The sequence below is a fragment of the Microterricola pindariensis genome, from assembly GCF_002936985.1.
Classification (GTDB): domain Bacteria; phylum Actinomycetota; class Actinomycetes; order Actinomycetales; family Microbacteriaceae; genus Microterricola; species Microterricola pindariensis.
On record NZ_MPZN01000013.1, the window covers coordinates 36,636 to 57,851 of the forward strand.

General features: G+C 66.8%; 18 protein-coding genes and 1 pseudogene. 5 read left to right on the plus strand and 14 right to left on the minus strand.

The features are described 5' to 3' along the window. The first annotated feature begins 55 nt into the window (after positions 1–55). The 4 genes from hpaD (at position 56) to GY24_RS05880 (ending at position 4,188) form a co-directional block, all read left to right on the plus strand. Positions 56–1,051: a 3,4-dihydroxyphenylacetate 2,3-dioxygenase gene (gene hpaD / locus GY24_RS05865; protein ID WP_104474798.1), complete on the plus strand. Its 996-nt coding sequence runs from the start codon at positions 56–58 to the stop codon at positions 1,049–1,051. A gap of 165 nt (positions 1,052–1,216) precedes the next feature. Beyond that, a complete protein-coding gene (locus tag GY24_RS05870) occupies positions 1,217–2,353 on the plus strand; it encodes an FAD-dependent monooxygenase (RefSeq protein WP_104474799.1) in 1,137 nt (378 codons plus the stop codon). Positions 2,354–2,474: 121 nt separating this feature from the next. Beyond that, positions 2,475–3,611, plus strand: coding sequence for an FAD-dependent oxidoreductase (locus GY24_RS05875; RefSeq protein ID WP_104474800.1), 1,137 nt, complete (start codon positions 2,475–2,477; stop codon positions 3,609–3,611). 91 nt (positions 3,612–3,702) lie between these two features. After that, positions 3,703–4,188, plus strand: coding sequence for a MarR family winged helix-turn-helix transcriptional regulator (locus tag GY24_RS05880; RefSeq protein WP_104474801.1), 486 nt, complete (start codon positions 3,703–3,705; stop codon positions 4,186–4,188). Between the two features lie 54 nt (positions 4,189–4,242). Here the strand turns inward: GY24_RS05880 and GY24_RS05885 are convergent, their stop codons facing one another. After that, the gene (locus tag GY24_RS05885; protein ID WP_202972916.1) at positions 4,243–4,674 is read right to left on the minus strand and encodes a MarR family winged helix-turn-helix transcriptional regulator; all 432 of its coding nucleotides are present in this window, start codon (positions 4,672–4,674) and stop codon (positions 4,243–4,245) included. A 41-nt stretch (positions 4,675–4,715) separates the two neighbouring features. Then, positions 4,716–6,608, minus strand: a complete 1,893-nt coding sequence (locus tag GY24_RS05890) for an FAD-dependent monooxygenase (protein WP_104474803.1) — start codon at positions 6,606–6,608, stop codon at positions 4,716–4,718. Positions 6,609–6,935: 327 nt separating this feature from the next. Here GY24_RS05890 and GY24_RS05895 point away from each other — a divergent pair, with 327 nt between their 5' ends. Then, the gene (locus tag GY24_RS05895; RefSeq protein WP_104474817.1) at positions 6,936–7,241 is read left to right on the plus strand and encodes an NIPSNAP family protein; all 306 of its coding nucleotides are present in this window, start codon (positions 6,936–6,938) and stop codon (positions 7,239–7,241) included. A 52-nt stretch (positions 7,242–7,293) separates the two neighbouring features. Here GY24_RS05895 and GY24_RS18040 read toward each other — a convergent pair. From GY24_RS18040 to GY24_RS05955, 12 genes and pseudogenes are all read right to left on the minus strand, one after another. Beyond that, a pseudogene (locus GY24_RS18040) lies at positions 7,294–7,604 on the minus strand (ribonucleotide-diphosphate reductase subunit beta); the annotation flags it as partial. A 205-nt stretch (positions 7,605–7,809) separates the two neighbouring features. Beyond that, the gene (locus GY24_RS05905; RefSeq protein ID WP_233279220.1) at positions 7,810–8,463 is read right to left on the minus strand and encodes a ScbR family autoregulator-binding transcription factor; all 654 of its coding nucleotides are present in this window, start codon (positions 8,461–8,463) and stop codon (positions 7,810–7,812) included. A 134-nt stretch (positions 8,464–8,597) separates the two neighbouring features. Then, on the minus strand, positions 8,598–9,617 hold the full coding sequence (gene nrdF / locus GY24_RS05910; RefSeq protein ID WP_083365111.1) for a class 1b ribonucleoside-diphosphate reductase subunit beta: 1,020 nt from the start codon (positions 9,615–9,617) through the stop codon (positions 8,598–8,600). A gap of 51 nt (positions 9,618–9,668) precedes the next feature. Beyond that, the gene (nrdE, locus tag GY24_RS05915) at positions 9,669–11,795 is read right to left on the minus strand and encodes a class 1b ribonucleoside-diphosphate reductase subunit alpha (RefSeq protein WP_104474805.1); all 2,127 of its coding nucleotides are present in this window, start codon (positions 11,793–11,795) and stop codon (positions 9,669–9,671) included. Next, the gene (nrdI, locus tag GY24_RS05920; RefSeq protein WP_083365113.1) at positions 11,795–12,214 is read right to left on the minus strand and encodes a class Ib ribonucleoside-diphosphate reductase assembly flavoprotein NrdI; all 420 of its coding nucleotides are present in this window, start codon (positions 12,212–12,214) and stop codon (positions 11,795–11,797) included. The genes nrdE and nrdI overlap by 1 nt, the downstream gene beginning before the upstream one ends. Before the next feature lie 141 nt (positions 12,215–12,355). Then, complete coding sequence (nrdH, locus tag GY24_RS05925) at positions 12,356–12,589, minus strand: glutaredoxin-like protein NrdH (RefSeq protein ID WP_083365114.1); 234 nt, start codon at positions 12,587–12,589, stop codon at positions 12,356–12,358. A 588-nt stretch (positions 12,590–13,177) separates the two neighbouring features. Continuing rightward, on the minus strand, positions 13,178–14,197 hold the full coding sequence (locus tag GY24_RS05930) for a LacI family DNA-binding transcriptional regulator (protein WP_104474806.1): 1,020 nt from the start codon (positions 14,195–14,197) through the stop codon (positions 13,178–13,180). A 141-nt stretch (positions 14,198–14,338) separates the two neighbouring features. Then, a complete protein-coding gene (yjfF, locus tag GY24_RS05935; protein WP_104474807.1) occupies positions 14,339–15,454 on the minus strand; it encodes a galactofuranose ABC transporter, permease protein YjfF in 1,116 nt (371 codons plus the stop codon). Continuing rightward, positions 15,451–16,497 carry an ABC transporter permease gene (locus GY24_RS05940; RefSeq protein ID WP_231919276.1) on the minus strand — a complete coding sequence of 349 codons (1,047 nt, stop codon included), beginning with the start codon at positions 16,495–16,497 and terminating at the stop codon, positions 15,451–15,453. Before GY24_RS05940 ends, yjfF begins: the two co-directional genes overlap by 4 nt. Beyond that, positions 16,494–18,161, minus strand: a complete 1,668-nt coding sequence (locus GY24_RS05945; protein ID WP_104474808.1) for a sugar ABC transporter ATP-binding protein — start codon at positions 18,159–18,161, stop codon at positions 16,494–16,496. Before GY24_RS05945 ends, GY24_RS05940 begins: the two co-directional genes overlap by 4 nt. 266 nt (positions 18,162–18,427) lie before the next feature. Continuing rightward, positions 18,428–19,420 (minus strand): ABC transporter substrate-binding protein, encoded by a 993-nt coding sequence (locus tag GY24_RS05950; RefSeq protein ID WP_083365119.1) that lies wholly within the window; start codon positions 19,418–19,420, stop codon positions 18,428–18,430. A gap of 481 nt (positions 19,421–19,901) precedes the next feature. Then, positions 19,902–20,984, minus strand: coding sequence for a type IV toxin-antitoxin system AbiEi family antitoxin domain-containing protein (locus GY24_RS05955; RefSeq protein WP_104474809.1), 1,083 nt, complete (start codon positions 20,982–20,984; stop codon positions 19,902–19,904). Positions 20,985–21,216 lie beyond the last annotated feature (232 nt).

Here is a 21,216-nt window from a genome sequence, read left to right on the forward strand (position 1 = left end):
CTGCGCAAGCGAACGGGTAGTTCCGCCCGTGGCATCCGACTGGCACGCTGATCGCATGCTGCCGATCACGAACTCCGACCCCGCCTTCACCCTCACCCGTTCGAGCCACGTCGCCATTGCGGTCACGGATCTCGCCCGCAGTCGCGACTTCTACCGAGACGTCGTCGGCCTCGTGGTCACCGAAGAGACCAGCGACACCGTCTACCTGCGCGGGCTCGAGGAGGCTGCCCATCACAGCCTGATCCTCGAGCTCGCCCCCGAGGCCAAAGCGCTCCACGTCGGCCTGCGGGTGCGCACCGACGACGACATCATCGCCGCCGAGAAGTTCTTCCAGGAGAACGACATCGAGCACCAGCGGGTCGAGCGCGACCACCAGGGTCCAACGATCCAGTTCCGCGACGCCGTCGGCACCCGCATGGAGCTGACCTCGTCTATGGATGTCGTGCCCCGCAAGATGCAGAACTACAACGAGTTCGTCGCCGGGGCCCCGCAGCGACTGGACCACTACCAGTGCGTGACGCACGACGTGCAGACCGCGACGGACTTCTGGACAGGTCTCGGCATGCGCATGTCGGAGTACACCGCCACCGACGGCACCGACGAACTGTGGGGAACGTGGATGGAGGTCAAGGGCAACACCCACGACCTGGTCTTCACGAATGGCCGCGGGCCGCGTCTGCACCACTTCGCCTACGCGGTGCCAGATGGGGCGTCACTGATCCACGCCGCCGACGTCGCCGGCTCACTCGGCTTCGGCGGCGAGATCGACCGCGGCCCCGGGCGCCACGGCATCAGCAACGCGCTCTTCCTCTACCTCCGCGACCCCGACCAGCACCGCGTCGAGCTGTTCAACACGCACTACCAATTCATCGATCTGGAGACGCCCCCCATTCGGTGGGATGTGACCGACCCGCGTCGTGCGCAGCTCTGGGGGATGCCCGCATCCCGTCGCTGGTTCTTTGAGGCCAGCGAATTCCCGGAGGAGCCGGTTCACGAGCCCCTGCTCCAGGCAAGCCCCGGGACGCTCGAGGACTACCTCGGCATCCACTGACGCTCGGGATCCACTGACGCTCGGGATCCACTGACGCTCGGGATCCACTGACACTCGGCGCCCACCGGAAATATCTTGACAAATATATATACCCCCATACGCTCTGAGTGAGCCGTTCCCGCAGCGACGCGGGAACGGGAATCCCACACAGGTGTAGGAGTGCATATGTCAGAGCGCAAGGTTCTCATCGCCGGCGGCGGTATCGGCGGGCTCTCCGCCGCAATCGCCCTTCGCCAGGAGGGGCACGAGGTCCAGGTCATCGAGCGGTACGAGAGCGCGCATGCCTCTGTGTACGGAGTCGGCGTCATCCAGCCCATCAATGCGCTGCGTGCACTCGACGCGATCGGATGCGCGCAGCAGTGCATCGACGCCGGGTTCGCGGCCGAGAAGTGGGGCGCGATCCACAGCACGGATGGACACTACGTCGCCGACATCGATGGAGCGCCCATCGAGAGCGGCACGCTGCCGCCTATGAACGGCGTCACTCGCCCGAAGCTGCATCAGATCCTCACCGCGCGCGCGGTCGACCTCGGCGTGCAGATCCGCTATTCGACGTCCTTCGCCTCTCTGGAACAGCGCGAGGACGACGTGCTCGTCACACTCGACACCGGCGAGCAGATCTCGGCTGAGGTCCTGGTCGGCGCCGACGGCGTGAACTCCGGCGTGCGACCGTTCGTGCTGGATGCCGACGTGACGCCGCACTACATCGGGCAGTCGGCCTACCGACAGAACCTGCCGCGGCTTCCCGAGATCGATCGGGTCATCATCCAGGGCGGCCCCAACGGCACCGCGGGATTTGTGCCGATCGGCCCGGACCTCGCGTACATGTTTTTCAACAAGGCAATGAACAGGGAAGACAGGCCCGCGGCGGAAGACCTCCCGGCGGCACTGCGCAGAGAGCTGGAAGGGTACGGCGGGCTCGCCGGTCGATTCCGCGACGAGTTCCTCAGCGATGACCCCGCCGACATCGTGCTGCGCCCCGAAGAGTCGATGATCGCCGCGGCACCGTGGCACAAGGGCCGCGTGGTGCTCATGGGTGACGCGGTGCACGCCATCACCCCGCACCTCGGCCAGGGCGCCGCACAGGCAATCGAAGACGGCGTCGTGCTCGCCGAGGTGCTGACGCGGCATGATGATCTCGCCTCCGCGTTCGCAGAGTTCACGCAGCGCCGTTACGAGCGCTGCCGACTGGTGGTGGAGACGTCGGAGGCGATCGGCGCATGGGAGATGGGCAAACTCCCCGACTTCGACAACGTCGCGGCGACCCAGCACGTGCTGGAGGTCATGGCGCAGCCCATCTGACGCGCGGAGCTGGAGGCGTGAATCCCCACGCAAAATATCTTGCGTTATATATATGCGGGCATATATTCTTTGGGGATCACCGCGAAGACGCGAGTGAGAATCTACGAAGGTGTAGGAAATCATGAGCAAGCTCAACGTTCTCGTCGTCGGCGGCGGCATCGGTGGCCTGTCGGCCGCGATCGCGATCCGCCAGAAGGGGCACGACGTCCACGTGGTCGAGCGGTACGCGTCGGCGCACGCGTCCGTCTACGGCGTCGGGATCATCCAACCCATCAACGCGCTTCGCGCTCTTGACGCCATCGGTGCGGCACAGCCGTGCCTCGACGCAGGCTTCGCGGCATCCGCCTGGGGTGCGATGTACGACCACGACGGCAACTTCCTCCGCGACATTCATGGCACGCCGATCGAGAGCAGCACCCTGCCCCCGATGAATGGTGTGACCCGCCCGAAGCTGCACGAGATCCTCACAGAGCGGGCCATCGAGGTCGGCGTGGTCATTCAATACTCCAGCTCGTACGTCTCGCTCACCGACCGCGGCGACGGGATCGACGTCACCCTCGACACCGGCGAGGTGATCTCGGCCGACATCCTCGTCGGTGCCGACGGCGTCGCCTCGAAGGTGCGAGAGCACGTTCTCGACGCGACACTGCGCCCGGAGTACATCGGGCAGTCGGCCTATCGCCAGAACATGCCCCTCCTGCCGGAGATCGACCGGATCATCCTTCAGGAGGGTCCGAATGGGATGGCCGGCTTCGTGCCGATCGGTCCGGACATGGCCTACATGTTCTTCAACAAGCCAATGGCGCGCGCCGAGCGCCCCGCCACCGCAGATCTGCCCGCGGCGCTGCGCGCCGAACTCGAGGGCTTCGGCGGACTCGCCGGACGGTTCCGCGACGAGTTCCTCAGCGACAACCCTGCCGATATCGTCCTCCGCCCGGAGGAGGCGATGATCGCGCCCGCCCCATGGCACAAGGGCCGGGTGGTGCTCATGGGCGACGCAGTGCACTCCATCACTCCGCACCTCGGCCAGGGTGCCGCGCAGGCGATTGAAGATGGCGTGGTACTCGGTGAAGTGCTCGGGGCGCACGAGAACATTGAAGACGCCTTCGTCGAGTTCACCGAGCGCCGATTCGAACGCTGCAAACTGATCGTCGAGACCTCGCGCAACATCGGCGAGTGGGAGATGGGCAAGCTTCCCGGCTTCGACAACGTCGCCGCAACACAGCACGTGCTCAAGGTCATGGCACAGCCGCTCTGAGTCGACTCTGCACGCTCCGGGGATCGCGCGCGACGCGACCCCGGAGCGTTCCCGTCATTGTGCCCACCCCGGGCGATAGGCTCAGGAGACCATGGTGAGCCCCGACCGACCACGCCTGACCGATGTCAGCATCACGCTGCGCGAACTCGCCTGGACGATCCACCGCAAGGCGCCGGAGCGCGCCGGCGTTGGCCCGCTGCCGACCACGGAGATCGCCCTCCTGAAGCAGGTGATCGACGCACCGGCATCCACCGTCGGAGAACTCGCCGACGCGCTCGGGCTGCAGCAGCCGAACGTCAGCACCGCACTGCGCACTCTGGAAGAGCGCGGCTTCGTCAGCCGCGAGAAGAGCGCACGCGACCGTCGGGTGTCCCTCATCCAACCGACTCCGTCGGGGGTTCACGAGCACCGCGCCGTCGCCGCCGAATGGTCGAGGCCGGTGAACGAGGCACTGGAGTCGCTCACCGCCGAACAGCTGGCCGCACTCGAGGACGCCGTCGAGGCGCTGAACGCCGTTCACCAGGCACTGCGGAAGGCCTCCGGCCGGGGGTCGGCGAGCGACACGGGCGACGCGTAACTCGAGTTCGGCGACGAGTGCCGGCACCGGAGCCCACGGGGACGGGGCCCGCGGCTATTTCTCCAGCATTTTCCAGAGTGCGCGGAACAGCGCGTCCGCCTCGGCGGGTCCCAGATGCGCGGTCAGTTCGCGCTGCACCTCCACTGCCTTCGGGGCGAGCCGCGCGCGTTCTGCGGCTCCGAGCTCGGTGAGGGTCACGACGTTCCGCCGGGCGTCGGCCGATGCGCGCTGCCGCGAAATCAGCCCGGCCTTCTCCATCCGCCGCACGAGGTCGGCAACGGTCGAGCGGTCGAGGTCGACCTCGTCGCACAGTTGGCGCTGGCTCGCCTCCGCCGTCCGGTCAAGCACGACGAGGATGCTGTACTGCGCGCTCGTGATATCCGGCGATGCCACGCGCGCCCAGGTCGCCAGGTGCAGTTGCTGCGCCCGACGGATGAGGTTTCCGACGTGCCGCTGCGGTTCGGGAAGGTCGCTGATCGTCGTCACGGCTCCCATCCTGTCAGCCGCAGGCGGCGCGGAAGGCTCGCTCACGCCGGCAGCAGGAATCCGGTGAAGAAGTCGTGCAGCTCGTGCCGTGCCGTCAACGGCAGCACGAGGGAGACGTACTGGTCGGGCCGCACCACGACGACCGCACCGTGGGACGAGATCCCGCGGCGCGTGAAGATGCTGTCCGCGGGGTCTTCAGCCCACGCCTTCTCCCAGTCCTGCAGCCCCAGGGGGCCTGAGGTGGGGAGCAGGATCGATGGCAGCTCCGTGACGTCGATGTCGCGGTGCGAACCGCGGAAGACCGCGTGCACATCAAGGACGCCATCGATGTCGGCATCCGCCGGGGTGAACGCGCGCACGGGCGAGGCCGAATCCTCGGTCAGCCAGCTCGCGAACTGGCGGAGCTCGACGTTGCCCACGTCGCCGAAGGCGTAGATGCGCCAGCGGCCGTCCGCACGGTGTGAATGCCCCAGCTGCATCGGACGGGCGTCCGCCACGCGGCGCACCGGTGCCGAATGGAACCGCGTGCCGACCTCGAAGCCGGTCGCCAGATCCTGATGATCGGTCGCGCCGATGATGGTCGATGGGGCGTACCGCGTGGCGAGCCCTGCGGTGTAGCGGCCCTGGCGCGCGAACTCCGCCTGCATGTCGGCGGCCGAGACGCCCCCGCGCTCGGGGCGATCGGGGTCGAGCGCGGGTTGCGCGATGAACGCCGACCAGTGCTTGTCAAAAGCGATGAGGTCGGCGGCGATCGTCTGGCGCTCCTCCGAGTAGGTGCGGAGCAGCGCGGCATCCGACCGCCCCCGCAGCACGGCGGCGAGCTTCCAGCCGAGGTTGAAAGCATCCTGCATCGAGACGTTCATACCCTGACCCGCCTTCGCGCTGTGGGTGTGACAGGCGTCGCCGGCGACAAAGACACGCGGCGTGGCATCTGCCGGGGCATCCCGGCCGAGATCGTCGAAGCGGTCGGCGACGCGCTGGCCGACCTCATACACGCTCGACCAGGCAACCTGCTTCACGTCGATTGTGTACGGATGAAGAATCGCGTTCGCCACCTGGCGGAGCTCCTCGGCGGTCGTCTTGCGGATCTCGCCGTCTCCGGCGGGCACCTCGCCGAGGTCGACGTAGCAGCGCACCATGTTGCCGCCCTCACGCGGGATCATCAGCAGGCTGCCCTTGCCGGCCGACTGCACCACGTTCTTCGTGCGCCAGTCGGGGAAGCCGGTCGTCGCAAGCACGTCCATGACACCCCAGGCGTGGTTCGCGGCATCCCCCTTGAGCTCGATGCCGAGCGCCCGGCGCACACCGCTGCGCGCGCCGTCGCAGCCCAGGACGAACCGGGCGCGGACCGTGAATTCCTCACCGGCGCGCAGCCCCGCTGTGCGCCGAAGTGTGACGACGAGTGGATGCTCTGACTCGTCCTTGTCGTAGCCGACGAACTCGACGCCGTAATCGACCTCGAGCCTGCTGGCTGACTTCGCCGCGTGGTCGAGCAGGTACTGCTGCATGCGCGCCTGATTCACGATGACGTGGGGGAACTCGCTGAGGCCGGCCGGGGTGTCGTCGACCCAGCCGGTGCGGGCGATTCTCGATCGATCTTCGTCGGACGGCCCCCAGAAGCGCACCTCATTGACCCAGTACGCCTCGCGCACAAGTGCGTCGGCGAGGCCGAAGGCCTGGAACATCTCGACCGTTCGGCAGGCGACACCATCGGCGTGACCCACCTGCAACGGTGCGGCACGGCGCTCGATGACACGCGTGCTGATGTCGGGAAACTCCGCCAACTGAGCAGCGAGGACGGCACCGGCGGGGCCGGTGCCCACGATGAGCACGTCGACCGCCTCGGGGAAAGCCTCGTCATGCAGCTGAGCGCGTGGATCCGCTGGCTGAACGTCGGGGTCTCCCGGGCGGTACCCGTCGCGATAGAACTGCACGAGATCTCCTTTGATCACGTCCGGGCGATCCGGATTAGTTGGGGCGCCAACGATCATAGCCTGTTCAGGTAGATCGTCGCGCGCATGCACGGCGGAACTCAACGGGACCCACTACAGGCACGACCACGAGCCCGAGCACGCGCACGCGCACGCGCACGCGCACGATCCAGCGGCGTGGGCCCGAAAATCCATGCCCACAGTCGGCGGGAATTGGCGATTGCTCCCCTCCGGCAAATCGCCGGGTCGGCATTGCCGCGCCTTCTCGACATCTGGTGGGAGCATGAGTCCAGTACGGACCAGCTGGCCCCTCAGAGAGACGGAAGCTCCATGATCACGATCCACCTTCGCTACGAGATCGATCCCGACAAGCTCGACGATTTTCGGGCGTACGGCCAGGAGTGGATCCGGCTCGTCAACAGGCTCGGTGGCACGCATCACGGCTACTTCCTGCCCAGCGAAGGCGACAACGATGAGGCCTTTGCGCTCTTCACCTTCGACTCATTGGCCGCATATGAGCAGTACCGCACGGCGGCAGCCACCGACCCTGAGTGCATTGCCGCATTCGATTTCGCCAAGCGCACGAAGTGCATTCGGCGTTACGAACGCCGCTTTCTTTCTCCCCTGTTCGAGTAGTCAAAAGCAGGAAGGGCGGATGCCTCAGCATCGGCCCTTCTTGTAGCTTCTGGGACTCGAAGTCGTGGTTCTCGTCCGCGTTCGGCGAGAGCGCCGACAGGATCGCCGGGTTCACATCGGAGACCGCCTCCGGAACATCGGCTCGTCGCCCAGGCCCATCAGCGCCTTGTTGGCGTTGTCGTGCAGGAACTTCGTGACGTCCTCGGTCGGGCCGACCCCGTCGCAGGGGCCCTGCGTGTACTGCTCCTCGTTCGCGTACAGCTCGTACATGAGGTTGAAGGTGCAGTCCTTCAACGCCTGGTGACGCTCCTCGGTCTCGCTCTCGAGGCCCTTCTGGAACTTGTAGCCGATGCAGTGGGCATGCCCGGTGTGGGGTAGTCGGCCGTCGCATCCACGATCACTGTGCCGCCAGCGCAACGATGCTCGTTGCCGCGGCGCAGAATCGCCCACATTCCCCCGTGGACCCCGTCGAACTCCCCCGAATTCGCGGATGCTGGATACCAGGCCGACCACCCGAGGAAAAGATACCATACGTTTGGTTTTTGCAATAGGCCTGTGGCGCCGCCTGCTAGCGCATCGCCCCGGTGGCATCCCGTCTGACAAAGACCTCGGGGAGCAGCGCCGACAGCACATCCAAGCGGTCGGGTGCGGCGACCGACGGAAGAAGGAACTCCCACATTTCACGCACGCGATCCATCAGGTCGTCCATGCCCGTGAGCACGTCTGAGAGCATCTGGATGCCGGTGAACGACGGGATGATGAAATGCGCGAGCTTTGCAGGGTCGGTTCCCGGTGCGAGCTCACCCGCCTCGACTCCGCGCCTGGCCAGTTCTTCGAACGTCTGAAGCCAGTCGTCGTAGGGGGCGCGCGTCGGCGGGTCGAAGATGGGGCCGCCCGTGGTCAGCCGGATCCCGGCGCGCACCAGAGGATCGTTGACGAGCCCGTTCGCCAGGTCGGCGCACATGAGCAGCATGGTCTCAACGGGGCTGTCCGTCGTCTCCATGATCTGTTGCGCCCCCAGACTGGAGACGCGGTGCCCCTGGTCGATCACGGCACGCGCGAGCTCTTCCTTCGAGCTGAAGTGAAAGTAGAGCGCACCCTTGGTCGCCCCCGCGGCCTCCGCGATGGCCGCGATCGAGGCGGCGTCGTAGCCGACCTTGAAGAAGACGTCGGCGGCACCGGAGATGATCCTGTCCAGCGTCACGATCGCACGCTTCTGCATCGCCATACGTCTCCCCCGCTGTCCCCGTCAGGGCAATTCTACCGAGGAGGGCAGAGGGAACCGCCGCGAAAACGCCCTGCACAAAGCACAAGAGGGCGGATGCCGCAGCATCCGCCCTCTTCGTGAAACAGTGACTAGAAGTCCCAGTCCTCGTCTTCCGTCACAACGGCCTTGCCGATCACGTACGAAGAGCCGGAGCCCGAGAAGAAGTCGTGGTTCTCGTCCGCGTTCGGCGAGAGCGCCGAGAGGATCGCCGGGTTCACGTCGGTGACCGTCTTCGGGAACATCGGCTCGTAGCCCAGGTTCATCAGCGCCTTGTTGGCGTTGTAGTGCAGGAACTTCTTGACGTCCTCGGTCAGGCCGACACCGTCGTAGAGGTCCTGCGTGTACTGCACCTCGTTCTCGTAGAGCTCGTACATGAGGTTGAAGGTGTAGTCCTTCAGCTCCTGGCGGCGCTCCTCGGTCTCGTTCTCGAGGCCCTTCTGGAACTTGTAGCCGATGTAGTAGCCGTGCACGGCCTCGTCACGGATGATGAGGCGGATCATGTCGGCCGTGTTGGTGAGCTTCGCACGGCTCGACCAGTACATCGGCAGGTAGAAGCCGGAGTAGAACAGGAACGACTCGAGCAGGGTGGAGGCCACCTTGCGCTTCAGGGGGTCATCGCCCTGGTAGTAGTTCATGATGATCTGAGCCTTCTTCTGAAGGTTCTGATTCTCGGTCGACCAGCGGAACGCCTCGTCGATCTCCTTGGTGGAGCAGAGCGTCGAGAAGATCGAGGAGTAGCTCTTCGCGTGCACCGACTCCATGAAGGCGATGTTCGTGTAGACGGCCTCCTCGTGGGGAGTGATGGCATCCGGAATCAACGACACGGCGCCGACGGTGCCCTGGATCGTGTCGAGCAGGGTCAGACCCGTGAACACGCGCATCGTCATCAGCTGCTCTTCGGCGGTGAGCGTCGCCCACGACTGGATGTCGTTGGAGAGCGGCACCTTCTCGGGCAGCCAGAAGTTGTTGACGAGTCGGTTCCAGACCTCGACGTCCTTCTCATCCTGGATCTTGTTCCAGTTGATGGCGTTGACGTGGCTGACCAGCTTGATCTTGCCCTGGTGGGCGGGATCGTTCTGGGCCGAGTTGACCTTGTCGGTGAGAGTCATTGTGATTCCTTTGAGATTCGAGGGATGCCGGTCAGACCGCGGTGCGTGCGCCTAGAGGGCGCAGCTCACGCAGCCCTCCACCTCGGTGCCCTCCAGCGCCATCTGGCGCAGGCGGATGTAGTAGATCGTCTTGATGCCCTTGCGCCAGGCGTAGATCTGGGTCTTGTTGATGTCGCGCGTGGTGGCGGTGTCCTTGAAGAACAGCGTCAGCGACAGGCCCTGGTCGACATGCTGGGTGGCGGCGGCGTACGTGTCGATGACCTTCTCGGCACCGATCTCGTAGGCGTCCTGGTAGTAGTCCAGGTTGTCGTTCGTCATGAACGGCGCCGGGAAGTACACGCGGCCGAGCTTGCCTTCCTTGCGAATCTCGATCTTCGCGGCGATCGGGTGAATGGATGCCGTCGAGTTGTTGATGTAGCTGATCGAGCCCGTCGGCGGCACGGCCTGCAGGTTCTGGTTGTAGATGCCGTGCTCCATGATGGAGGCCTTCAGCTCGCGCCAGTCGTCCTGCGTCGGGATGTGCACGGCCGAGTTGGCGAACAGCTCGGCGACGCGCTCCGTGGCGGGCAGCCACTCGGCATCCGTGTACTTGTCGAAGAACTCACCCGAGGCGTACTTCGAGTCGGCGAAGCCGTCGAAGGTCTCGCCGCGCTCGATCGCGATCGCGTTGGAGGACTTCAGCGCGTTGTAGACGACCGTGTAGAAGTAGATGTTCGTGAAGTCGATGCCCTCTTCGCTGCCGTAGTAGATGCGCTCGCGGGCGAGGTAGCCGTGCAGGTTCATCTGGCCGAGGCCGATGGCGTGCGACTTGTCGTTGCCGTCCTCGATCGAGCGCACCGAGCTGATGTGGCTCTGGTTCGAGACCGAGGTGAGGCCGCGGATGGCGGTGTCGATGGTCTTGCCGAAGTCGGGCGAGTCCATCGCCAGGGCGATGTTCAGCGAACCGAGGTTGCAGCTGATGTCCTTGCCGATCTTGTCGTACGAGAGGTCCTCGTTGTACGTGGTCGGCGTGTTGACCTGGAGGATCTCGGAGCACAGGTTCGACATGTTGATGCGGCCCTTGATGGGGTTCGCAGCGTTGACGGTGTCCTCGTACATGATGTACGGGTAGCCGGACTCGAACTGGATCTCGGCGAGGGTCTGGAAGAACTCGCGGGCCTTGATCTTGGACTTCTTGATCGCCGGGTTGTCGACCATCTCGCGGTACTTCTCGGTGACCGAGATGTCGGCGAAGGGCACACCGTAGACGCGCTCGACGTCGTACGGGGAGAACAGGTACATGTCCTCGTCGTTCTTGGCCAGCTCGAAGGTGATGTCGGGCACGACGACGCCGAGGCTCAGCGTCTTGATGCGCACCTTCTCGTCGGCGTTCTCACGCTTGGTGTCGAGGAAGCGCATGATGTCGGGGTGGTGCGCCTGCAGGTAGACGGCACCGGCGCCCTGGCGGGCACCCAGCTGGTTGGCGTAGCTGAAGGAGTCCTCGAGGAGCTTCATCACGGGGATGATGCCGGAGGACTGGTTCTCGATCTGCTTGATCGGGGCGCCGGCCTCACGGATGTTGGAGAGCAGCAGGGCCACGCCGCCGCCGCGCTTGGAGAGCTGCAGCGAGGAGTTGATGCCGCGCGAGATCGACTCCATGTTGTCCTCGATGCGCAGCAGGAAGCAGGAGACGAGCTCGCCGCGCTGTGCCTTGCCCGAGTTGAGGAAGGTGGGGGTGGCCGGCTGGAAGCGGCCGGCGAGGATCTCATCGACGAGGTTGGTGGCGAGCTTCTCGTCACCGGCGGCGAGGCCGAGGGCGGTCATCACGACGCGGTCCTCGAAGCGCTCCAGGTAGCGCTTGCCGTCGAAGGTCTTCAGCGTGTAGCTGGTGTAGTACTTGAACGCGCCGAGGAAGGTGTCGAAGCGGAACTTCTTCGAGTAGGCGAGGTCGTTGAGCTGGGTGATGAACTCGAACGAGTACATCTCGAGCACGGCGGGCTCGTAGTACTCCTTCTCGACCAGGTAGTCGAGGCGCTCGCGCAGCGAGTGGAAGAAGACGGTGTTCTGGTTCACGTGCTGCAGGAAGTACTCCCGTGCAGCCTCGCGGTCCTTCTCGAACTGGATCTCTCCGTTCGGGCCGTACAGGTTCAGCATCGCGTTCAGGGAGTGATAGTCCATCCCGGTGCGCGGCGCTTCCATCAGTGAGACGCTGTCGCCAGTTGTTCCGACCAAAACGAGTCCAATCCTTCGTGGACGATATTCACATCGTCCGGTGTTCCGAATACTTCAAATCTGTAGAGCTGCGGCACATTGCATTTGGCCGCGATGATGTCTCCGGCCAGGCCGTAGGCCGAACCGAAATTGGTGTTTCCTGCTGCAATCACTCCGCGCAGCAGCGCCCGGTTGTTCGCATCGTTGAGAAACCGGATCACCTGCTTGGGCACGGCCCCGTTCCCGTCGCCGCCCCCGTAGGTGGGAACGACGAGAACATAGGGTTCCGTTGCGTGCAGCGGTGCGTCTTTGGCGTAGAGCGGGATCCGCTCTGCCGGCTGGCCGAGCTTCTGCATGAATCGGTGCGTGTTGCCCGAGACACTCGAGAAATAGACCAAATTGGCCATGGGTTCGACCCCCTCTCGGTACGCCGAATGGGTTGTTGCGTTGGTGTTCGTGTGCTCCGGCGCTTGCGCAGCCGGGTGCGGATGCCGCGTGCGCGGCGTTTCGGGCGGGCTCGCGAGTGCGCGGCATCCGCCCGATTCTCGCTAGGCGAGGCGCGCGGCGAGCTCCGAGATCTTGTCGGGACGGAAGCCGGACCAGTGGTCCTCGTCCGTGATCACAACGGGGGCCTGCAGGTAACCCAATTCCTTGACGGCTTCCAGTGCCTTTTCGTCGACAGAGAGGTCGAGAACTTCGTACTCAATGCCCTGGTTATCGAGGGCACGATACGTCGCCGTGCACTGCACGCACGAAGGCTTGGTGTAGACCGTTACAGTCATCGATTTCCCCTTTTTGTGTACGAAGTCTGGGCTTATCCCCCGACTCCTCAATACTACATCTAGTGCCACCCGATGGGAACAGCCACTAGATGATGTAGTTACATTTATGTAGTTATCCACCGGTTACTCACCGGTTCTCAACAGGCCCGGCGACTGAGTTCGGCCTGTTTCCGCGCCTCTCGCGAGGCTTATCCACAGCCCCCCATTCGGGGAGCAGTTTGCCTGTGGAAAGTCCGTCGGCGTGTCGCCCGCGGATGTCGTTGACCACAGGATCTTGTGCTGCTATGTCCACTCTGCCAGCACCCTCCGACACCCCTTTTCGCGGCCGCGCAGGGCTGCGGCGCCCGCGCGGAGCCCCGGCATCCGCGCGGCTCCGGCATCCGGCGCCGCCCGCCCAGCCCTCGCGGCCCTCGTTGTGTCTCGCGGCCCCCGACATAACGAGGGCCGCGAGACACAACGGGGGCCGCGAGCGACACGACGCGTGCGACACAAGCGCACCGCGCCACCGCGCCCGGCCGGCGCGAGAGGCCGCGGCGCTACGTCGGCGCACTGGCCCGGCGCACCAGGCCCGCGCGCTACGCCCGCGCGCTACGCCCGGGCGCGCGGCGGCGCCGTGCTCTCGCGCTCGATCAGCTCGGGCACCCGCTGCAGCTGCGACGGCGACTCGTCGTCGCGCAGTGCGGCGAGCACCGCGGCCATCGTGTCGCGGCCGAGGGACTCGAAATCCTGCCGGATCGTGGTGAGCGGCGGCGCGAAGTACCCGGACTCGGGGATGTCGTCGAAGCCGATCACACTGACGTCGGCCGGCACGCTGAGGCCCGCGGCCGAGAGCGCGTGGTACAGGCCCAGCGCCATCTGGTCGTTGCCGACGAATACGGCGGTGAAGCCGCCCTGCGCCGCCAGCTCGGCGCCGATGCGGTAGCCGCTGGCGGGGCTCCAGTCCCCCGAGGGCAGCTCGTGCACCCTCAACTGGTTCTCGGCCAGAACGTCGCGCCAGGCGCGGTGCCGCTCGACGGCATCCAGCGCCGCCATGGGCCCGGCGATGTGCCGGATCTCGCGGTGGCCGAGCGCGATGAGCCGTTCGACGGCGATGCGCGCGCCCTGGTACTGGTCCAGCGACACGCGGTGGAAGCCGCCGCTGCCCTGCGCGGCGATGGCGATGAGCGGAACCCCGAGCTCGAGCCCGTTCACCGACTCCACGGCGGCCCGGTCGGTGGCGATGAGAACGATCGCCTCGACGTTCTGCCGCAGCAGCATCTCGACAGCGGCGCGCATGGTGGCGGCATCCGTCGTGAGCATGCTCGCCATGCTCACCGCGTAGCGCGCCTCTCTGGCGGCCTCGTTGAAGTGCAGCGCGGTGCTCGACGGGCCGTAGTCGGGCGTGCCGACGGTGATCAGCCCGAGGGTGCGCGAGCGCCGCGTGACCAGGGCGCGCGCCGCCGGCGACGGCACGTAGCGCAGCTGCTTGATCGCCTGCTCGACCCGCAGCCGGGTCGCCGGGCGCACGTTCGGCAGGTCGTTGAGCACGCGCGACACCGTCTGGTGCGAAACACCGGCCAGGCGCGCCACATCGAAGATGTTGGCGGCGCGCGCCTTCTCGTCGTCCATGCTCACCGGCTTGGGTGCTCCTGCTTCGCGTGCGTCGTGCACATCATTGTCGCTCTCATTATGTCGTCACCGGCCAGTGCCGCCGCACACAGCGCTCGACGCACGGTCGCCCGCCCGGGCGGAACGACCGTGCCGCGGGGGCTATCGTCGTTTCGCCGTGAGCACCTTCTGCAGAATGATGAACACCAGCAGCAGCCCGCCGATGAAGATCTTGGTCCACCAGGAGCTCAACGTGCCCTCGAATGTGATGATCGTCTGGATGATGCCGAGCACCAGCACGCCGAGCACCGAGCCGAGCACGAAGCCGTAGCCGCCGGTCAGCAGCGTGCCGCCGATCACCACCGCGGCGATCGCGTCGAGCTCGGTGCCGACGGCGGTCAGGCTGTAGCCCGAGAGCGTGTAGAAGGTGAACAGCACGCCGGCGATGCCGGAGCAGAGGCCGCTGATCACGTAGACCAGCACCTTGGTGCGCGCCGTCGGCAGGCCCATCAGCATGCCTGACTGCTCGCTGCCGCCGAGGGCGTACACGGTGCGCCCGAAGCGGGTGTACTGCAGCACCCAGACGGCGGCCAGCACGACGACGAGCGCGATGATCACGCTGGGCGTGATGCTGAGCCCGCCGCCGAGCGGGATCCGGGTCTGCGCGAAGCTGACGAAGAAGGGGTCGACGATCGAGATCGAGTCCTTGCTGATCACGTAGCAGAGGCCGCGTGCCAGGAACATGGCCGCCAGCGTCGCGATGAACGGCTGCACCTCGAACACGTGGATCATCAGCCCGACCAACAGTCCGAGCAGCGAGGTGAGCACCAGGATCAGCGGGATCACGACACCGGGCGGCCATCCGCCCTGCAGCAGGCTGGCGGCGATCATGGTCGACATCGCCACCACGGCCCCGACCGAGAGGTCGATGCCGCCCGTGATGATCACGAACGTCATCCCCACGGCGAGCACGATCAGATAGGCGTTGTCGACGAACAGGTTGAGCAGCACCTGGCCAGAGAAGAAGCCGTTGTAGCGCAGCCCGCCGGCCACGAAGACCGCGATGAACAGCAGCAGCGTCACCAGCACGGGGCCGTACTTCGGGCTGCTGAAGGTGTGCCGGATGCCGGAGAGCACCCGCGTCAGCGTGCTCGGCGCGTCCACGCCCGGCCCGGCCGGCGAGGGCCGGAAGCCAGGCCCGGTCGCGCGCCGCGGCGCGCGCCGGTTCGGAGGCTGAACCGAGGGCTCTGCGGTCTTCTCTGGAGCGAGGCCGGTCATGCCGCCATCTCCTTTCCGGCCGTGCGCAGCGCGGCCGTTCGTCGCCAGGAGGCGAATGCCGCCGTGGTGGCCGGCGACTGCAGCAGGCAGACCACAGTGACCACGGCCGCCTTGAACACCATGGTGGCGATGGGCGGGATGCCGACCGTGTAGACGGTGGTGACGAGGGTCTGGATCACGAGCGCCCCGACGAGCGTCCCGGTGAGCGAGTAGCGCCCTCCCATCAAAGAGGTACCGCCGATGACGACGGCGAGGATCGCGTCGAGCTCGATGAAGAGGCCGGTGTTGTTGGCATCCGCCGCCGTCTGGTTGGCGGTGAGGATGATTCCGGCGATCGCCGCGCAGAAGGCGCAGAAGGTGTAGACCGCGAACAGCAGTCCGCGCGCCCGCACGCCCGCCTGGCGGCTGGCCTCCGGGTTGATGCCGACCGACTCGATCATCAGCCCGAGCGCGGTGCGCCGGGTGATCAGGGCGGCCACCGCGAAGACGACGGCGGCGATGACGACCGCGATCGGCACCCCGACCCAGAAGCCCGAGCCGATCGCCTTGAACGGCGGGCTGTTCACCGTGAGGATCTGCCCCTCGGTGATGAGCATCGCCACCCCGCGCCCCGCCGTCATCAGGATCAGGGTCGCGATGATCGGCTGGATGCCGAGCACCGCCACCAGGAAGCCGTTCCACACGCCGAGCAGCAGCGAGATGCCCACGGCGACGGCGATCGCCACGGCCACGGTGGCCGGGTTGGACGGGTCGGAGGAGCCGAGCAGGATGGAGCAGGCCACCGCGCCGGCGATGGCGCAGATCGCGCCGACCGAGAGGTCGATGCCGCGGGTGGCGATGACGAGCGTCATGCCGATGGCGATGATCAGCATGGGGGCGCCGTTGCGCAGGATGTCGATCAGGCTGCCGAACAGGTGGCCGTCTTTGATCGTGATCGCGAAGAAGCCGGGGAAGGCGACCAGGTTGATCGCGAACAGCGCGAGCAGCATGACGACCGGCCAGAACAGCCGGTTGGCGGCAAGCTTGCCGATGGTGGCGTTCACGGGGTACCTCCGGAGGTGTTCTGGCTTGGTGCAGTCGGGGCGGGGGCGTTCTGGGACGGTGCGCTCTGGGAAGGCGCGCTCTGGGCCGGCCCGGCTTCCACGAGCACCGCCTCAACGGAGGAGTTGGCGGACGCGGAGTCCGAGCCGTCGGCGATGAGCGCGAGCAGCGACTCGACGGTGAGGGCGTCGTTCTCGATGTCGGCGACGAGCTGGCGGTCGCGCATCACGGCGACCCGGTTGCTGAGCCGCAGCACCTCCTCCAGCTCGGCCGAGATGAACACGACGCTCATGCCGTTCTCGGCCAGGGAGTAGACGAGTTTCTGGATCTCGGCCTTGGCCCCGATGTCGATTCCGCGGGTGGGCTCGTCGAGGATCAGCAGCCGGGGCGCAATCGCCAGCCAGCGGGCCAACAGCACCTTCTGCTGGTTGCCGCCGGAGAGGTTGCGCACGAGGGCGTCCGGGTTGGCCGGCCGGATGTTGAGCGCCTTGATGTAGCTCTCGGCGAGCTCGTCCTGGCGCTTCCGCGGGATCGGGCGGAACCAGCCGCGATCCGCCTGCAGCGCCAACACGATGTTGTCGCGCACGGTGAGGTCGGCGACGACACCCTCCTCGCGGCGATTCTCCGAGGAGTAGGCGATGCCATGGCTGAGCGCCTGGCGGGGAGTGCGCAGTTTGACGGGCTTGCCCGAGATCGTGAGCTCGCCGGCATCCGCCCGGTCAATGCCGCCGAGCAGGCGGGCGATCTCGGTGCGCCCGGAGCCGAGCAGGCCGGCCAGGCCCACGACCTCGCCCTCGCCGATCGGCAGGCTGAGCGGCTCGACCGAGCCGGCGCGGCCCAGCTGCGAGGCGCGCACGAAGACGACCTCGTCGTTGTCGACGCTGCCGGAGGTGCTGGCTGTGTGCGTGCGCTTCTCGAGGTCGTCGAGGGCGGTGAGCTCCTTGCCGATCATCTTCTGCACGAGGTCGATGCGCAGGATCTCCTCGGTGAGGTACTCGCCGACGAGTGCGCCGTTGCGCAGCACCGTGAGGCGGTCGGAGATGCCGTAGACCTGGTCGAGGAAGTGCGAGACGAAGAGGATGGCGACGCCGTCGGCCTTGAGCGAGCGGATGACGCGGAACAGCTCGGCCACCTCGTCGGCGTCGAGGCTCGAGGTCGGCTCGTCGAGGATCAGCACCTTGGCCTGGACGTCGACGGCGCGCGCGATGGCGACGAGCTGCTGCACGGCGAGGGAGTGCTCGTTGAGCAGGGAGTTGGGGTCGATGTCGAGGTGCAGGCCGGCGAGCAGCTCGGTGGAGCGTGCCCGCATCGCCTTCCAGTCGATGCCGCGCCAGGTGCGCGGCTCGCGCCCGAGCATGATGTTCTCGGCGACGGTGAGGTTGCCGAGCAGGTTCACCTCTTGGTAGACCGTGCTGATGCCGGCGGCCTGCGCGGCGGCGGGGCCGGAGAACGAGACGTGCTCGCCGGCCAGCGTGATCACGCCGCTGTCGATGCCGTAGACGCCGGTGAGCGCCTTGATCAGCGTGGACTTGCCCGCGCCGTTCTCCCCCATCAGCGAGTGGACCTCGCCGGGGAACATTCGGAAGCTCACCTTGTCGAGGGCTTTGACTCCGGGGAACGAGATCGAGATGTCGGTCATGTCGACCACGGGCGCTGCGCCTGTCATGCTCGGTCCTCTCTTCATTGAGGGTGGCCACTCTTCATTGAGGGTGGTGGGTGCGGATGCCGCTGCGGCGGGGTTCGGGTGCGCGGCTGCGTCGCCGCGCACCCGCTCCGCGTGGGTGCTGCTGGTGGTGCTGGCGGTGCTGGTGCTCTTAGTGGTGCTGGCGTGTCCGGTGCTTCAGCTTGGCAGGCGCGGGGCCTGCGGCATCCGCAGCGACATGCCTGCTGGTGTGTGCCGCCACGAATCCCTGGCGGCACGCACCGAGCTGGTTAGTACTGGCGCGTCGGCAGGGCCTCGATGGCCTGCTCCTGGGTGAAGGTCGTCTCCTCGGTGACGATGCGCTTCTCCGGGGTCTCGCCGTTGTTGATCTGCTTCACAACCTCGATGAGCTGCTTGCCGAGCAGCGGCGAGCATTCCACGATGAAGTTGATCTTGCCGTCGGCGAGTGCCTGCATGCCGTCCTTGACCGCGTCGACCGTGACGATCTTGATGTCCTTGCCCGGGACGAGACCGGCGGCCTCGATCGCCTCGATCGCACCGAGGCCCATGTCGTCGTTGTGCGCGTAGATCAGGTTGACGCCGGGGTTGGCCTTGAGCAGCGCCTCGGTCACCTGCTTGCCGCCGGCACGCGTGAAGTCACCGGTCTGCGAGGCGACGACCTCGAACTTGGGGTCGGACTTGATGGCCTCGGCGAAGCCCTCTGCGCGGTCGATGGCGGGCGCGGCGCCCGTCGTGCCCTCGAGCTGGATGATCTTGACCGGCTCGGTCTGGTCCTTGTACTCCTCGAGCACCCACTCGCCGGCCTTCTGGCCCTCGAGCACGAAGTCGGAGCCGAGGAAGGTGACGTAGAGCGAGTCGTCCGAGGAGTCGACCGCGCGGTCCGTCAGGACGACCGGGATGCCGGCGTCCTTCGCCTCGTTGAGAACGGCGTCCCAGCCGGTCTCGACGACGGGCGAGAAGGCGATGACGTCGACCTTCTGCTGGATGTATGAGCGGATCGCCTTGATCTGGTTCTCCTGCTTCTGCTGCGCATCGGAGAACTTGAGCTGGATTCCGGCCTCCTTGAACGAGTCTTGGATGTCCTTGGTGTTGGCGGTGCGCCACCCGCTCTCGGCGCCGACCTGGGCGAAGCCGACCACGAGGTCGCTCTCGGCCTTGGGGCCCGCGGCTGCGGCGTCGCCGCTGCCGGTCGCCGCCGGTGCGCATCCGGCGAGTGCGAGCAGCATGGCTCCTGCTGCGAATGCTCCGATGAGTTTCTTCATCTGACTAAACCTCCTTGTTCAGTGCCGGCGGGAATGTGCTGCGTTCTCGGTGCCGGATCGCCAGTCCGTTCTGGCAATGTCACGATGTTAGCGCTCACATGTGAGCCTTCACAATAGGCAGTTTTCGTTTCGTTACCTCCTAGTTATGCGGATGTCGCGCCGCTAGCCACCGCGGTGCGCTACGGATTGTGAGCGCTCACGGTTTGCCCGCGTGCGCGGCCTGCGCGGCCTGCGCAGCCTGCGCGTTCGTCGCGCCCGGCTCCCGCCGCCCCACGCGCACGCGTCCGCTCGTGGCCCTCGTTGTGTCTCGCGGCCCGCGGTATACCCAGGGCCGCGAGACACAACGGGGGCCGCGACGCGCATCGCCGCAGCGCCACCGCCCGCATCGCCGGAGCGCCACCGCCCGCATCGCCGCACCGCCACCGCCCGCACTGCCGCAGCACCGTCGCCGAGCTGCCGCCACGGCAGCGCCGGCCTGCGACTACCCGGCAGCGCGCTCCCCCAGCCGCCTCGCGCTCCGGCGGTGGCGAACCGGCTGAGCGAGCGGCACGCCCGCCTCCCGCGTGAATCGCAGGAACGCCAGCGGCGGGAGCACCACGTCCCAGACCCACCTCGTCATCGAACGCAGTTGCGGCCGCAGTGCGTCCTCGCGCAGTTTCTCTTGGTACACGATCTCGCCCGGGTCCTGCCCCGGCCCGACGATGGCACCACGTGTGTACTTGAACTTGCCGTCGAACTCGCCGGCCTTGCGGATGCCGCGCCAGTAGAAGTCGACGTCGGCTTCGCCCCCATCGGAGCGCTCGAATGTCACCTGCAGCTCCGGAATCTCGAAGCCGTGCTCGTGGAAGCGCACTCGGGTGAGGCTCTCCCCCACGCTGCCGGCGAGCCCGCTCGCGAAAGCGATGGCGAACTCCGCCTGCCGATACCCCCGCCGTGGCGCCACGCGTTCCAACTCGGCATTCACCCGGTCACGTACGGCCGCCTCCGCAGCATCCTGAGCCGCTCGCAGCTCGGCGCTCCGCCACGGCACACCGCGGGCGGCTGCCACCTCGCCCGCGTCAACTCGGGCCGCGCGGAACGCGGCGTCGAGCACTGCGAGCGACCTGCCCAACGGCTCGGTCGCGGCGATATCCGCGAGTGTGCGCTCCAGCGACGTCACGAGGATGCCGCCGATCACAACGAGCTCTGGCCTCGGCGCACCTCGGTGCACGGTGACGTGCCGCGAGGACGCCCCACCCCGTGCGTCCGCGTCGCTCACGTGCACGGTCGACGGCCACTCACCGATCGTCGGCAGGCCGTGCATCGCTGCCGCGGAGAGGTGCGAGACCACCCAGTCCCGCTCGGCCAACATCAGCGTCGCACGCACGAGCAGGCGGTGTCGCTGCTCAGGCCACAGCGTCGCCCAGGCATCCGCCGTGACGTACACGCTCGGCCGCACCCGGCGCAGTAGCCCCTGACGCACGCACTGGTTGATCCGGTCGGAGTTCAGGCCGGCCTCTCGCAGTGCGCGCCCCGTGATCAGGCCGTCGCCGAGCGCACTGAGCAGCTCCAGGGTTTCCGTCATGCTGCCACGCTTCCGGATTCCGAGGCCGTCGGCATCCGGACGCTGCCCGCCTGTGCACAACAGCTGGCGCAGCGCCCCTGTGCAGAACTCGCGGCCCACCGCCTCGGTGCGCCGGCTGCCCTGCTCGCGGCCCGCGTTTTGTCTCGCGGCACTCGTTATGTCGCGGGCCGCGAGACAAAACGGGGGCCGCGAGCGTGCAAGACGGGCGGATGCCGCGACGGGCAGGCGCGCG